Consider the following 13,807-nt stretch of genomic DNA (forward strand, 5'->3'; position numbering starts at 1 on the left):
CAGATCGGTTGTGCCAGACAGGGCCCCGCGGCTCTTATACGCGACCTGACACCACGCAACCCGCCACGGTGGCGTACCAATGACCGTCACTCCGAGGGCACCGACGCTGCCGAGTTCGATTCCAGAAGGCAACAGGTTCGGACAACCCGCGCCAGGGCATCGAAGACTTCCACGGGTACAGAAGACGGCCCCGTCGACCTCCGGCACCTCCAGCACCTCCAGCACCGCGAGCAGTTGATCGGGTCGGTGCGCCCGCCGCCAGCAGAGGGTGATGATCGTCGATGCGCAGCCCCCGCGCCGCGGCCAGCGCCAGCAGCGTCTGACGGCAGCGGGCGCTGGGACCGACGAACAGGGCCCGCAGTTCGATGCTATCCAGCGCGGCGACGAGGCCGCGTGCCTGCCAGTACCCGAGGGTGCTCAGCGGGCGTGCGGTCGGCATCGGGGCCGTGCCAGCTCTTCTTCTCGCCCGCGTGCGCGTGACGGACCAGGAGGAACATTCGCACCCTCTCGGCCACCCGAGCCATTCGGTGTGGTTGGCCGGCGTCAGGTGATCACCGTCGACGTTTGGTCGTTCGTCACACATTTCACCACCACGGGATCCGTTGTGGTCCCCCGGTCATCTGATCGAGCGCGGCAGGTTGCGCCCGCACGCTGAACCCAGTCGGCCGACACCTCGATGTCCGCGACACGACCGCCACCGCCAGCACCGTCTCGAGATCTCGTTGGCGAGCAACATCGCCACGCCCAGCATCCCCGGATCGCACGCGGGCGCAGGGTGAGCAGGACCGCAGAGACCATCCCGACGGGTCGACCTCCTCGCGGCGCGCCCAAACGAAAATGACGGGTACCGGAACGGCGCGCAGTCGTGCGCCCACCCGATTGATGGCGAACGCAATTCGTACTGAGCCACAACGGAAGTCAAACGACGATCATTTACCCAGATAACGGAGCCCGGGAACGGATCCGCCGACATCGGTGTCGCCCCAACGGGCGGGCAGATCGACGACTTCCTTGCCCGCGCCGTGACTGCCGATCTCGCCGAGTGCATGTCATGGGACCAAGTCACCATCCGACTCGGTGTGCCACCACCTGCGACCTCCGACGGGCCACCAACCGACCAGGACCGGCAGAACGCAACCGCGGCCCACAAGAACGCTCGGGCGCAGCGCCCGCAGGGTTCAGTGGTCGACCCTACCTAACGGGCGAGCCGAAGCCGAGGCCATCCCGTCCTGTTCAAGGACAAAAGGCGTGCCCAGTCATTCGCAACCTCGCCCATCGACCCGAACGCCCCAGATTGAGGCGTCATCGCTTCGTAACTCTGTCTCCGGCGGAACCCGGACTGCAGACAACCCACCTCCGCTCGCGGCTTGTACAACCGACACATCCACTTTGGAGTGGAACAATGGCCGGACCGTATTGCTTACACGCTAAACCGTTCGATTAGAGTGCAGCTCCCGCCGGTGTCATTACAATCGTTCGCATCCCAGATCTCAACTGTTCGTGCACCTACGAGTGATGCACCGTGCATCACTCATGCCACCAATTCGTGAACCTCCCAGTCGATACCAACATCGATGAACTTCTGGTCAGGGACACAGCGATGGCCGTGATGCTTCGAACTCGCGGCCCGGAAACTGGACTGCTCCGATTCAGAGTTGCGGGTGGCGCTGGGACAGGATCTCGGCCTGCTTGGCCCCGCTGGCAATTGCCGTTCGCAACTCCCGATCGATCACCGACGCACTCGATTGCACTGCCAAGTACCTATTCGTTCACGCACGCGGTCCCAGCGTCGAACTCGCCTCCGACCTGCACGGCGTCGGAGGCGTCGTCGGCTGCCGCTACGGATATCCCCACGGCGTCAGCGCGCCCACCAAAGAGTATCGACATGGAACTCCACTTCCTCCATTCCACGCTCATCGACCTCAACGGCGGCACCTACGGCCTCCGCGGCGGCGAACTTCGCCATGCGGCCGTCACGCCGATCGCCCGCGACGAGTCATTTTGCGGTAGACGGCCAAGCACTCGAAGTGCGGGCGATCGGTTGGTCAGGGCCGAAATCACGATGCCTACAAAGCTGGACAGCACCGCAGCCGAAGCCCTGCGGGCGGCGCGGCGCTCCGGTGAACCACGCGCTGAGATGCCTGCTCGTCGCATGTCGTGATCTGCGAGTGCCAGTCCGTTTGCGCCGCGCCGTTCTACAGCAGTTCACGCGGTCAGCTGATGTCGATGTAAGGCGTCGATCGCGGCGTGATCGGAAGCCGCATGGAACAGGGAGGTCAGGGTTGGGAAGTGCTCGAACAACGTACCGTTCCTCCCACCCCACACACCCTTGCGGAAGAACGCCTCGCCGGTAGCGCGGTCGAACAATGCGGGTGAGAGAAACACGTAGTCGATCTTGTTGCATGCGGTGCTGTTGGCGGAGCTGCCGGGCCGGCCCCGTCATCGAACCCCTCCACCTTGGCCACTTCCCGTAGGTCGGTGTCGGCGGGCGGACTGCGCGGCCCGATTGTTGTTGACCCGACCATGCCCGCGGGCCACGCGGGTGGTGAGATCCTCGACCGCGATCACCTGCGCGCCCGCGGCGGCGGCGGAGTCGGTGACCTGGCGGGCGAAGTGGAAGGCGTTCCCTCCTCTTGACGCACACCGCGGTGCCATGGGCGTCAAGGACGGCGATCTTCTCCTCCAGCTGGTCGCGGACCGCGGATTCGGCGGTGGCGGCCAGTTGCGGCAACCGGGCCGCCTTACTGTGCAGCATCTGCCCCTCGGTCTGCAGGTGGGCCAGTTTGATCCCGCGGACTCGGTCGTCGTAGGTCCAGCGCCGGTTATCCGACAACAGCCCCACAGGGTTTCGGCGGTGATGGCGGCGGCGCCGAGCGCGGCCGGGGACAGATCGACCCGCGACCGCGATGGTGGCCGAGTCCAGGTCACCTGCCGGGACGAGTTCGGTCGCCGCGCACCGCCACAACAGACCCCTGCAGTCGCAGGATCAGGCCCGACACCCCGCTGTACTGGAACGGCGCCCGCCTCGACTCCCTCTACCCCCTGTCGATCCCGGTCACCGGACAAGCCCTGAACATCACCTGCACCAGCAGCGACGACCAACTCGTATTCGGGTTGACCGGCTGCCGGCGGACCGTCCCGAACCTGCACCCGATGCTCGACCACCTCGACATCGAACTCGACGCACTCGAACAGGCAGTCGGCCTGTAAGCCACCCCTCGGCCGCCGTGATCGACGGCCCCGCGGTGACGGTGATGACCGAAATACGCTACTCAATAACAATTTTCGACACTCACGAATAACCCGCCGACGCCCCTCGGTATTGTGGCTCGGTAACGCTGCTAGGCCATTTCGGGACTAGGGACAGCGGTGACTCGTCCGGCGTTGCCCGGCTGGTCCAGCGGATCGGCGGCGGCTCGTACCGCCGCCCTACCCCTGTGTTGCAGGAAGAGCTCGATTGATCCACTCCTCGTCGGCCCCTGATCGTCCGAAAAGCTCTCGAAATTCCGGCCTCTCGCGGAGCCTACTATTTCTCCAGTGCGAGAAGCGCAACTGCAGGCGGCCGGGTTGCAACCCGTTGTGAACGAGCTCAAATCGGCACTCGTGCGGCGAAACAGAAGAAACCGTCTTCCCCGGGGGCACACAGGTGGCATGATTTGCGGTCCGTGGCGCCTGCCACCAGTCGCCTATGCTCCATTGTTGCCCGGGGAGCCGCCATCGCCCGTGGGTTGCGGTGACGCAGCGGCGCGGCTGGTCTACCAGCGGAGCAGCGCGCGCCCGTACCGACTCCTGCGATCCCATTCCGCGGTGGGGTCGCCGCGGTCGATCCCCTTTGACCGGCGATCGACCCCACACGAGCCGCGCGCGGTGGTCGTGGATGCATGACGGACATCCTTCGGCACCCGGCACCACCCGACCGGCCGCATTCGGCGCCATGTCGTCGGCGGATGAAGGATCCGTGGGAAGCGCAGATCCGCGGGCACGTGAAACACGCCGAAACTATATGGCGGGGTGAGCGGGCGAGAAGGTGGTGATTACAGTGCCATTATGTTCTCCGCCGATGACCTCAGGCTGTTTCTGGAGGTTGCGCGCCGAGGTCGGTTGACCGAGGCAGCTAGACACCTTCAGATCAATCACACGACGGTCAGCCGCCACATCACACGCCTCGAGCGCGCGGTCGAGAACCGTCTGTTCGATCGCACTTCGGACGGATGGACGCTGACCGACGCTGGTCTGCGGCTGTTGGCCCACGCCGAGACCATCGAGTCGGCGATGCGCGTCGCACAGGAAGACTGTTTGTCTCGGGATTCGTCGCTGACCGGTCATGTCCGGGTGATCGCGCCTGACGGATTCGGGGCATATCTGCTGCTCCCGGGTCTCGTCGAGCTCCAGCGTCAGCATCCAGATCTCACCATGGAAGTTGTGACAGCGAACAGGCACGCCTCGCTTACGCCCCGCGAGTTCGATCTGGCCGTCACCATTGAGCGGCCGCAGGCGCGCGCTGTAACGGTGCAGAAGCTGGCCAACTACACGCTGGGCTTCTACGCTTCCAGCAACTACCTGGCGTCGCATTCTCCGGTGGAGCGGGTCGAAGATCTCTACAACCAGGTTCTGATCTGGTATGTCGACACCGCCTTGGACCACTCGACGTTCAACCTGCTGTACGAGGTGCTGCCGAACGCGAAAGCGCGGATTCAGACGAACAACATCGCGGGGTTCATTCAGGCTGCGGAAGCGGATCTCGGCATCGCGTTGCTCCCTTCGTTCATCGCCGACCGCAATCCTCGCTTGCAGCGGCTCACGTCGATCACTGCGAGGATCGAGAGCAGCTATTGGATGTCGATTCCTCGCGATCTCGTGCGCCTGGCGCGGGTACGCGTGATGGCCGAGCACATCGAGAAACTGGTGGCGGAGCAGCCGGGCGGACTGTTCGCTGCCCGCTAGAATTCTCGCCGATTCACAGCGGTTTCCACGAACTACGCACCCGCACACCACTTGCGACGAACAGCTGGATGATGGGGCAGCGGCGTTCCACTTCCCGCCCCAACTCCTCGAGTTCTGCGTTACTCAGCGACGTGTCGACCGTTATGTCGATATCGAGGGTGTCGAATTTCGAGGTGCCGGCTACGCCGAACACGAGAATGGAGTTGTCGAAGCTCGTCTCGATTTCGGTGTGCATCTCGCCCAGCTTTATCCGGCGCGATCGGGCGACGATGTCGGCTGTGATCTGGCAGCAGGCGCCGAGTGCGCCTAGGAGGTGCTCGAAGGGCCCGAGTGCCCGGTCGCTACCGCCGAACGCCGGGTGGCCGTCGAACCGGAGCGGCCGCGCGAGGTCGGCACCGTGTGCTACGTGATAAACGCCGGTTCCTCGTCCACGGACGGTGGATACGTACATGGCCCGATCAGCCCAGGCCGTTCAGCGCGGCCGCCAATGCACGGGCCGTCTCGGGCCGGTAGGTGTAGTGGTAGTTGCGCCCCTCTTTGCGGACCTGTACCAGCCCGGCGGTTCTCAGTGTCTTGACGTGGTACGAGACGGTCGAGGCGGACACATGGGATTCATCGACCAAGTCGGTGCACGCCATCTCGTCGACGGCGGCGATGCGCCGGAGGAGATCCAACCGCACGGGGTCCGCCAGCGCTTTCAGGATGTCAACCTGCTCGTCGAGAGTCGGTGTGGCATGAAGCACGGGCCCTCCTAATCCTTCGATACTTCTACGAATGGCCAACATTCCAACTATAGCTGGCGACACCCTCCACCCGGGGGAAACCGCGAAAACCGGCCCTGACCTGCGTTCTGCAGATTTGCACAGCCTTGCTCGACATTGGTCATTGCCGTTCGTTCACCTTCAGCTGAGACTTGAGCCACACCAAAGAGGAGTCGGGCTATGCATCACAGCACGCCTTTCACCGCTTCCGATCCCAACTCCCTGGCCGCACCGGCGGCTACCCCAAGTACATGCCCCCACATCCCTCTTGGTCCCGACTCCGTACGGCGACCCCCTCCCGAGAGGAGACCCCGACCATGAGTTCACCGACAGCGCCGTCGGGCGCAAATAAGCCCAACTCGCCCCGCATGGTCGCACTGGGAAGTTTCGTCGGCACCACGATCGAGTGGTACGACTTCTTCCTGTACGGCACCGCCGCAGCCCTGGTATTCAGCCCCCTCTTCTTCCCGGACGTTAGCCCCGCGATCGGACTCATCGCAGCGTTCGGTACCTACGCGGTGGGCTTCCTCGCCCGCCCTATCGGTGGGGTCGTCGCCGGCCACATCGGTGACCGGGTGGGACGTAAGGCGATGCTGGTGGCGTCGCTGCTCATTATGGGAGCGAGCACTACTCTCATCGGCGTTCTTCCCACCCACTCCTCGATCGGCATCTGGGCACCGATCCTGCTGCTCGTCCTCCGTCTCGCACAGGGATTCGGCGTCGGCGGCGAATGGGGCGGCGCAGCACTGATGTCCGTGGAGTCGGCGCCACCGAACCGCCGCGGCTTCTACGGGAGCTTCACCCAGATCGGTGTCTCGGCCGGCATGCTGCTTGCCGTCGGAGCGTTCAGCATCGCTCGCACCGTTCTCGACGAGTCAACCTTCCTCGCCTGGGGCTGGCGCATCCCCTTCCTCATCAGCGGCCTGCTCGTCTTCGTCGGCCTACTGATCCGCATCGGATTGTCGGAACCCGAAAAGTTCGCCGACATGAAGAAGAACGACACTGTCGCCGAAAGGCCGGTGGTAGAGCTGTTCCGCAACGAACGACGTGCGGTGTATCTGACGACCGGAATGCGTCTGTCGCAGAACGCGATCTACTACCTATACACAGTGTTCGGCATCGCCTACATCGCCCGGAGTGTGGGCACAGCGACCAGCGTCGGCTTGAACTCCGTCCTGATCGCGTCAGCGATAGGCCTCGTTTCCGTACCGATCTGGGCAGCACTGTCCGACAGATTCGGCCGACGCCCCCTATATCTGTTCGGCGCCGTTACCAGCGCACTGTTCATCGGCCCGTTCTTCCTCCTGGCCGACACCGGGAACCCGGTCCTGATCACTCTCGCCATGGTGATCGGATTGAACTTCTTCCACGACGCGATGTACGGCCCGCAAGCTGCCTTCTTCTCCGAAATGTTCTCCACCGGAGTGCGATACAGCGGCGCATCAGTCGGGTATCAAATCGGCTCGGTGTTCGCTGGCGGATTCTCACCGCTGATCGCAACAACACTGCTCGCAGTCGGCAACGGAACCCCCTGGCTGGTGGTCGGGTACTTCACCGTACTCAGCGTCATCACCGCCGTCTGCGCCTACCTCGCACCGGAGACCAACAAAAAGGACATCGATCTCGATCCCCACAGTTCACAGAAAAGAACTGCTGCGGTCGACAACCACGACTCCCCTGCTCCCTCAAACGCCTAGCGGAAGCGTCCATCGACGCCCCCGCGCACGCTCACACGAAACGAAAGGCAATACCTCATGACCAGCACCTCCTCAGCCACCACCATCAACGGTGTCGACAAGCAGGCCCTTCACGCGACGATCGACGCGGTCCGCGAAACTCCCGCACTCGCCCAGGTGACGTTCTCACTCGGATCCGAGTGGCTCGACGGCTGCCATCAGCGTTCGACCACGGGCGAGCTGCACCAGAACGGTGAGCTGGTGAGCAGCCGGGAGGCGTCGTACGTCCTCGAGTCCGACGAGCCGGCGGATTTGCTGGGCACGGACAAGGCTGCCAGCCCCGCCGAGTACGTGCTCCAGGCGCTCGCCGGCTGCTACGCGGTCACCTACGCCACCAACGCGGCCGTGCGGGGCATTGAACTGTCCTCGCTGCGACTGGAGATGCAGACAGATTTCGATCTCCAGGGCTTCCTCAACCTCGACGACAGCGTCCGCCCCGGCGCCCAGGAGATCAGGATTAGCGTGCACGCCGAGTCCCCGAACGCCTCGACCGAGCAGCTGCAGGAACTGACCGACGCCGTGCAGAAGCGCTCCCCGATTCGGGATACCCTCGCCAACCCGGTGCAGGTCGTCACCACCCTGGTGAAGTAGCCATGTTTCCCCTGACCGTCGACCATCTGCTGTGGCGAATGAGCAACATTCATCTGCAGTCGGAGATCGTGAGCATCGCAGGAGAGGCCACCGGGTTGGCGACCATACGTTGGCCCTTCCCCGATGTGGCGGCACGAGCGCAGCGCTTGGCTGCCGGTGCCCACGCACAGCTGGGCATCGGGCCAGGGCACACGGTCGCGGTACTCGCGTTCAACACTCTCGAGCACTTCGAGGTCCTGCTCGGCGTGCCCCTGCTCGGCGCCGCCGTCAACAGCCTCAACGCACGCCTGAGCGTTGAGCTCCTCATCGACCAGGCCATGTCTCCCCGACCGGCCGCCGTGGTGGTCGACGAGGAGATGGTGGACCACCCGGTCGTGGGTGGGAACGTCCGATCGGTCCTGGGCGTACTGCGCCAGGCCGGGGTACCCCTGATCGTCGTCGGCGAGCGCGACTGGACCGAGCACGCGGACACGGTCGTCCGCTACCGCGACCTGATCGAGGCAGGCGCGACCCTGTCGGCGCCGGCTGCGGTGGACGATGAGAACACCACCGCGTACCTGTTCCATACGAGCGGAACAACTGGGCGGCCAAAGAGTTACGCGGTCAGCCACCGCGCAGCCATGCTGCACACCCTCAGCCAGGCCACCACCGCCGCCTCGGGGCTGCACAGCACCGACCGGGTACTTCCACTGGCACCGTTCTTCCACGTGAACGGATGGGGGCTGCCCCTGACCTGCGCGCTGACCGGAGCGTCGCTCGTCCTCTGCGGCGGTGACCTTGCTGCCGACCGCGTGGCCACGATCCTCGCCGAGGAGTCCGTCACCGCCGCCGCCGCGGTCCCAACGGTCTGGCACGACGTATGCGCGGCCGTTGCTGCCGGGCACGCACCGCGACCGAACCGTCTGCGGGAGGTCTTCAGTGGTGGCAGTGCCGTCCCGCAGCCCGTCGTGGACGCGGTGGCGACCGTTCTCGGTGCCACCGTCAGCACGGCTTGGGGCATGACTGAGACAATGGCATGCAGCACCTACGAACGCCTCGAACCCACGACCTCGGCGGGAGTCCCCATTCCCCTGGTGGAGCTACGTGTCGACACTGGCAGATTCGCCCAGGACGGCTCCGAGCCGACCATGGGCAAGCTACAGGCGCGAGGGCCGTTCATCGTGGGAGTACGGGACGGCAGCACAAACTGGTTCGACACCGGCGACATCGCCTCGATCGACCAGCAGGGCCGATTGCGGCTCCACGACCGGGAGAAAGACCTGATCAAGTCCGGGGGCGAGTGGATCGCCACCGCCGAACTCGAGCAGTACCTGTGCACCCATCCGACCGTGTCGTCGGCCGCCATCGTCTCGATGGCACATCCGCGTTGGATCGAGCGCCCGCTCGCCTACATCGTGGTCGCCGGCGACACCACCGAGGACATCGACGCCGCCCTCCGCGCACACGTCGGTGAGCGATTCCCCCGATGGTGGATTCCCGACCAGTTCATCGTCGTCGACGCACTGCCCCGGACCGCCGTGGGCAAGGTCGACAAGGCCAGTCTGCGGACGCAGTCGGCCTCCGAAATCGAACTACGAAGCGAGGCAATAGCATGACCACTTCCACCGACGATCTCGTCCGCACCGAGCACCGCGGAGAAGTCGCCTGGCTGACCATCAACCGGCCGAAAAAGCTCAACGCGCTGTCGGTCGAATTGATGCAGGAACTATCGCAAGCCCTGACCGTGGCCGAAGCCGACCCGGCGATCAAGGTTGTCGTTCTGCAGGGCGGGGAGAAGGCGTTCAGCGTCGGGTACGACATCGCCCAGGAAGTGGAGATGGGTGTCTCGACCGCCGAACAGTGGCATGCCGGCCTCACCAACAACATCGGGCTGTCGATGCAGGTGTGGCGACTGAAGAAACCGGTCATCGCCGCCGTCTCCGGATGGTGCCTGGCAGGAGGATGCGAACTGGCGATGGCCTGCGATCTGATCATCGCCGCCGACGACGCCCAATTCGGTGAGCCGGAGATCCGGTTCGGGTCCGGACCCGTGACGCTGTTGATGCCGTTCCTGCTCGGGCAGAAGGCAACCAACGAACTGCTCTACACCGGAGACATCATCGACGCCGAACGAGCCGCAACGCTCGGAATGGTCAACCGTGTGGTCGCCAAGGCCGATCTGAACAAGACCGTCGACGTACTCGCCCGCAAGATCGCACTCACTCCCCTGTCGATCCTCCGGTACACCAAGCGGGCCATCACCCGCGCCTACGACGCGATGGGGCTGACCAGCGCGGTCGAGTCCAATCTCGATATTGCCGCGGTGCTGAACTCGGCCGATACCCCCGAGCGCGCCGAGTTCACCGAGCTCGTCGCATCCAAGGGACTCGGAGCCGCCCTGGCCTGGCGGGACGAACGGTACGGCGCCGTCGAACAGTAGTCACCTCGACCCCGATTGCGTGAGAACTTTTCTCCCGCAACCGGAGTCCGAAGGCCGAACCTACCCCCGCCTGCCTCAGATCGAAGGGCGGGCGGGGCTGGGATGACACCAAACCAATTGTTTGATAATCCTACGACTATGAATCTTTAGGAGATGATCGTGACCGAACTGATGGAGCGCCAGCAAGTTGCCGACCCGACCACCGACGCGGTGGAGCCGGGAACACTGCCCCCGCTCGGCGTGGTTCCCAAGAGGATGCACGCGCAGGTCGTGCGCCCGGAGCGGTACGGCGATCCGGCCACCGCGTTCGTGCACGAAGTCGTCGACACCCCGCAGCTCGGTACCGGTGAAGTGCTGATCGCCGTGATGGCGGCCGGCGTCAACTACAACAACGTCTGGGCGGCCCGCGGCTACCCCGTCGATCAGGTCACCACTCGGCAGCGACGGGGCGAGACCGAGGACTTCCACATCGGAGGATCGGACGCCTCGGGCATCGTCTACGCCGTCGGTGAAGGGGTCAGCGGCATCAGCATCGGCGACGAGGTCGTCGTCCACCCGGGAGTGTGGGACGCGGACGACCCGTGGATCACCTCCGGCCGCGACCAGATGATCGCACCCAGTGCGAAGATCTGGGGCTACGACACCAACTACGGCTCGTTCGGGCAGTTCGCCCGCGCTCAAGCACACCAAATACTCCCCAAAGCGGCACACCTGAGCTGGGCCGAAGCGGCTGCACCCACCCTGGTCGGCACGACCGCCTACCGGATGCTGCACGGCTGGCAGGGCAACACCGTCACCGAGGGCGACCTGGTGTTGGTGTGGGGTGGCTCCGGCGGACTCGGCACCCAGGCCTGCCAGCTCGTCCGCGAAGCCGGCGGCCGGGCGGTTGCCGTGGTATCGGACGACGAACGCGGCTCCTACGCAATGAAGTACGGGGCCATCGGCTACATCAACCGCCGCGAATTCGATCACTGGGGAATCCCGCCGTTGGTCGACGACGCCAAAGGCCAGAAGAAGTGGACCGCCAGCGCCCGCGCGTTCGGCAAGAAGATCTGGGAAATCGCCGGCAACCGAGAAGACCCGGCGATCGTGTTCGAGCACCCCGGCGCCTCGACCATCCCCACCAGCATCTTCGTGTGCCAGCCCGGCGGCATGGTCGCCATCTGCGCCGGAACCACCGGCTTCGACGCCATGGTGGACCTGCGATACCACTGGACCCGCCAGAAGCGACTGCAGGGCTCGCACGGCACCAACGACGCCCAGGCGATCGCCTACAACCAGCTGGTCGTCGACGGGAAGATCGACCCGGTCGTCGGCCGCGTCCTGCCCATGGCCGACATTCCGCTCTCCCACGCCCAGATGGGCCGCGGCGAGGAGGTCTTCGGCAACACCGTCCACCTCATCGGTGCCACAACCCCCGACGAGGGTCGCCGAGCCTGACCACCCGCAACGGCACAGCAGAACCACAAGCAAAGGTGCACAACATGTCCCGAGCATGGAGAGTACGCGAGTACGGAGAACCCAGCTCCGTCCTGCGACTGGAAGACACAACCGAACCGACCCCCGGCCACGGGCAGGTGCGGCTTCGAGTCGCCGCCACCTCGTGCAACTTCGCCGACGTTCTGCTGTGCCGGGGCGAATATCAACAGAAGCCGGACCCGCCGTTCACCCCGGGCCTCGAGGTGTGCGGCTGGGTGGACGACATCGGTGGCGGAGTCGACCCCATGTTGCTCGCCTCGCGGGTCGTCGGCCAGCCGATCCTGCCTCACGGCGGTTTCGCCGACGTTGCCCTGCTGAACGCGGACGAGGTCTACATCGTTCCCCGCGCCATCGACGACAGTGTCGCGGCAACCTTGAATCTGACCTATCTGACCGCCTGGCTGGGCCTGCACCGACGGGCGTCGATCAAGGCCGGTGACACCGTCGTGATCACCGCCGCCGCGGGTGGTGTCGGCTCGGCGGCCGTGCAGGTCGCCCGAGCGGCGGGCGCGACCGTGATTGCGATCGTGTCCGGTGCGGACAAAGCCGCTACCGCCTCCCGTCTCGGAGCCGACGTGGTCATCGACCGATCCGACGGCGACGTGATCGAACAGGTGAAGGCCACCGCACCGGACGGCGCCGACATCGTCTTCGACTCGGTCGGCGGCAAGGCCTACGAGCAGGCAACGAAATACATCGCCTTCGAAGGACGCATCGTGGTCATCGGATTCGCCAGCGGCTACATCCCCCGGCCACACCTCAACCACGCGTTAGTGAAGAACTACACCATCGCCGGCCTGCACTGGTCGTTGTACCGCAAACACCGACCGGACCTCGTACACATCGCCCAGGCGGCCATCTTCGAGATGGCCGCCGCCGGCCTGATTGATCCGCTGATCACCGCCCGATTAGGCCTCGAAGATGTACCCACAGCCCTCGACCAGCTCGCCCACGGACGCACCCAAGGAAAGACAGTCATCACCGTCTGACGTCGTCCGTCGCCCATCGCAGAAACCAGGAAGAAACAGGAGTGCGGCATATGACCTCCATGGCCGAAGAAGCCCCGTCGTTCGACGGCAACTGGGACGAGTACGAACACCTCCGCGTCGAACGCCGCGGTCCGGTAGCGCTGATCACGCTCGACCGCCCGAAAGCGCTCAACGCCCTATGTGATGCTCTCACCATCGAACTGACCCACGCGCTCGATGCCACCGAGGCCGACGACAGCATCGGTGCCGTTGTATTGACCGGCAGTGCCAAGGCCTTCGCGGCGGGCGCCGATATCGCCGAGATGCAACCGAAGTCGTTCACCGACGTCTACCTCGAGGACTTCATCACGGCCAGCTGGGAACGCGCCTCGACCACCCGCAAGCCCATCATCGCCGCGGTCGCCGGATACGCCCTCGGCGGCGGAGCCGAACTCGCGATGAGCTGCGACATGATCATCGCGGCGGACACCGCCAAATTCGGCCAGCCCGAGATCACCATCGGGATCCTTCCCGGCGCAGGCGGCACCCAACGCCTGACCCGGGCGGTCGGCAAGTCCAAGGCCATGGACATGGTGTTGACCGGACGCACCATCGACGCCGAGGAAGCGGAGAAGATCGGCCTCGTCGCCCGCATCGTCCCCACCGACACCCTCATCGACGAGGCAATCGCCATCGCGCAGAAGATCGCGGGATTCTCCCGCCCCTCGGTCCTGATGGCCAAAGAGGCCGTGAACTCCGCTTTCGAGACCCCCCTGGCAGAGGGCCTGCGGTTCGAGCGTCGCCTGTTCCACGCCGCCTTCGCCACCGACGGCCAGACCGAAGGCATGACTGCCTTCCTCGACAAGCGCAAGCCGTCCTTCACCAACCGCTAAGAAAGCGAGACATGCA

General features: G+C 64.9%; 13 protein-coding genes and 2 pseudogenes. 10 read left to right on the forward strand and 5 right to left on the reverse strand.

From position 1 onward, the window contains the following. Positions 1 to 34: 34 nt before the first annotated feature. The gene (locus tag ACFWAY_RS31815; RefSeq protein ID WP_378513329.1) at positions 35 to 583 is read right to left on the reverse strand and encodes a histidine phosphatase family protein; all 549 of its coding nucleotides are present in this window, start codon (positions 581 to 583) and stop codon (positions 35 to 37) included. 1,302 nt (positions 584 to 1,885) lie between these two features. Here ACFWAY_RS31815 and ACFWAY_RS31820 point away from each other — a divergent pair. Then, positions 1,886 to 2,161, forward strand: a complete 276-nt coding sequence (locus ACFWAY_RS31820) for a hypothetical protein (protein WP_378513330.1) — start codon at positions 1,886 to 1,888, stop codon at positions 2,159 to 2,161. 44 nt (positions 2,162 to 2,205) lie between these two features. On the opposite strand, the gene ACFWAY_RS31825 is transcribed toward ACFWAY_RS31820, so the two are convergent. Both ACFWAY_RS31825 and ACFWAY_RS31830 read right to left on the reverse strand, forming a co-directional pair. Next, the gene (locus ACFWAY_RS31825) at positions 2,206 to 2,385 is read right to left on the reverse strand and encodes a hypothetical protein (RefSeq protein ID WP_378513331.1); all 180 of its coding nucleotides are present in this window, start codon (positions 2,383 to 2,385) and stop codon (positions 2,206 to 2,208) included. A gap of 84 nt (positions 2,386 to 2,469) precedes the next feature. Further along, positions 2,470 to 2,980: pseudogene (locus ACFWAY_RS31830) on the reverse strand (transposase); the annotation flags it as partial. Between the two features lie 11 nt (positions 2,981 to 2,991). On the opposite strand from ACFWAY_RS31830, the pseudogene ACFWAY_RS31835 reads away from it, so the two are divergent. Together ACFWAY_RS31835 and ACFWAY_RS31840 are read left to right on the forward strand one after the other, a co-directional pair. Beyond that, a pseudogene (locus ACFWAY_RS31835) lies at positions 2,992 to 3,210 on the forward strand (WS/DGAT domain-containing protein); the annotation flags it as partial. Between the two features lie 801 nt (positions 3,211 to 4,011). After that, entirely contained in the window at positions 4,012 to 4,944 is a 933-nt protein-coding gene (locus tag ACFWAY_RS31840; RefSeq protein ID WP_378513332.1) for a LysR family transcriptional regulator, read from the forward strand. Positions 4,945 to 4,957: 13 nt separating this feature from the next. Here ACFWAY_RS31840 and ACFWAY_RS31845 read toward each other — a convergent pair whose 3' ends face one another. Both ACFWAY_RS31845 and ACFWAY_RS31850 read right to left on the reverse strand, forming a co-directional pair. Continuing rightward, positions 4,958 to 5,395: an OsmC family protein gene (locus ACFWAY_RS31845; RefSeq protein ID WP_378454783.1), complete on the reverse strand. Its 438-nt coding sequence runs from the start codon at positions 5,393 to 5,395 to the stop codon at positions 4,958 to 4,960. Positions 5,396 to 5,402: 7 nt separating this feature from the next. Beyond that, positions 5,403 to 5,687 carry an ArsR/SmtB family transcription factor gene (locus ACFWAY_RS31850; RefSeq protein ID WP_378513333.1) on the reverse strand — a complete coding sequence of 95 codons (285 nt, stop codon included), beginning with the start codon at positions 5,685 to 5,687 and terminating at the stop codon, positions 5,403 to 5,405. Between the two features lie 386 nt (positions 5,688 to 6,073). On the opposite strand from ACFWAY_RS31850, the gene ACFWAY_RS31855 reads away from it, so the two are divergent. From ACFWAY_RS31855 to ACFWAY_RS31885, 7 genes are all read left to right on the forward strand, one after another. Continuing rightward, entirely contained in the window at positions 6,074 to 7,402 is a 1,329-nt protein-coding gene (locus tag ACFWAY_RS31855; RefSeq protein ID WP_378513364.1) for an MFS transporter, read from the forward strand. A 57-nt stretch (positions 7,403 to 7,459) separates the two neighbouring features. Further along, positions 7,460 to 8,032 carry an OsmC family protein gene (locus ACFWAY_RS31860; RefSeq protein ID WP_378513334.1) on the forward strand — a complete coding sequence of 191 codons (573 nt, stop codon included), beginning with the start codon at positions 7,460 to 7,462 and terminating at the stop codon, positions 8,030 to 8,032. Positions 8,033 to 8,034: 2 nt separating this feature from the next. Further along, entirely contained in the window at positions 8,035 to 9,627 is a 1,593-nt protein-coding gene (locus tag ACFWAY_RS31865; protein ID WP_378513335.1) for an AMP-binding protein, read from the forward strand. Then, positions 9,624 to 10,451 carry an enoyl-CoA hydratase/isomerase family protein gene (locus ACFWAY_RS31870; RefSeq protein ID WP_378513336.1) on the forward strand — a complete coding sequence of 276 codons (828 nt, stop codon included), beginning with the start codon at positions 9,624 to 9,626 and terminating at the stop codon, positions 10,449 to 10,451. Before ACFWAY_RS31865 ends, ACFWAY_RS31870 begins: the two co-directional genes overlap by 4 nt. Positions 10,452 to 10,604: 153 nt before the next feature. Next, positions 10,605 to 11,891, forward strand: coding sequence for a crotonyl-CoA carboxylase/reductase (gene ccrA, locus ACFWAY_RS31875; RefSeq protein ID WP_378513337.1), 1,287 nt, complete (start codon positions 10,605 to 10,607; stop codon positions 11,889 to 11,891). 44 nt (positions 11,892 to 11,935) lie between these two features. Continuing rightward, on the forward strand, positions 11,936 to 12,919 hold the full coding sequence (locus tag ACFWAY_RS31880) for an NADPH:quinone oxidoreductase family protein (protein ID WP_378513338.1): 984 nt from the start codon (positions 11,936 to 11,938) through the stop codon (positions 12,917 to 12,919). Positions 12,920 to 12,969: 50 nt separating this feature from the next. Beyond that, on the forward strand, positions 12,970 to 13,791 hold the full coding sequence (locus ACFWAY_RS31885) for an enoyl-CoA hydratase (protein WP_378513339.1): 822 nt from the start codon (positions 12,970 to 12,972) through the stop codon (positions 13,789 to 13,791). The last annotated feature ends 16 nt before the right edge of the window (positions 13,792 to 13,807 follow it).

Source organism: Rhodococcus sp. NPDC059968, from assembly GCF_042738615.1.
Classification (GTDB): Bacteria; Actinomycetota; Actinomycetes; order Mycobacteriales; family Mycobacteriaceae; genus Rhodococcus_F.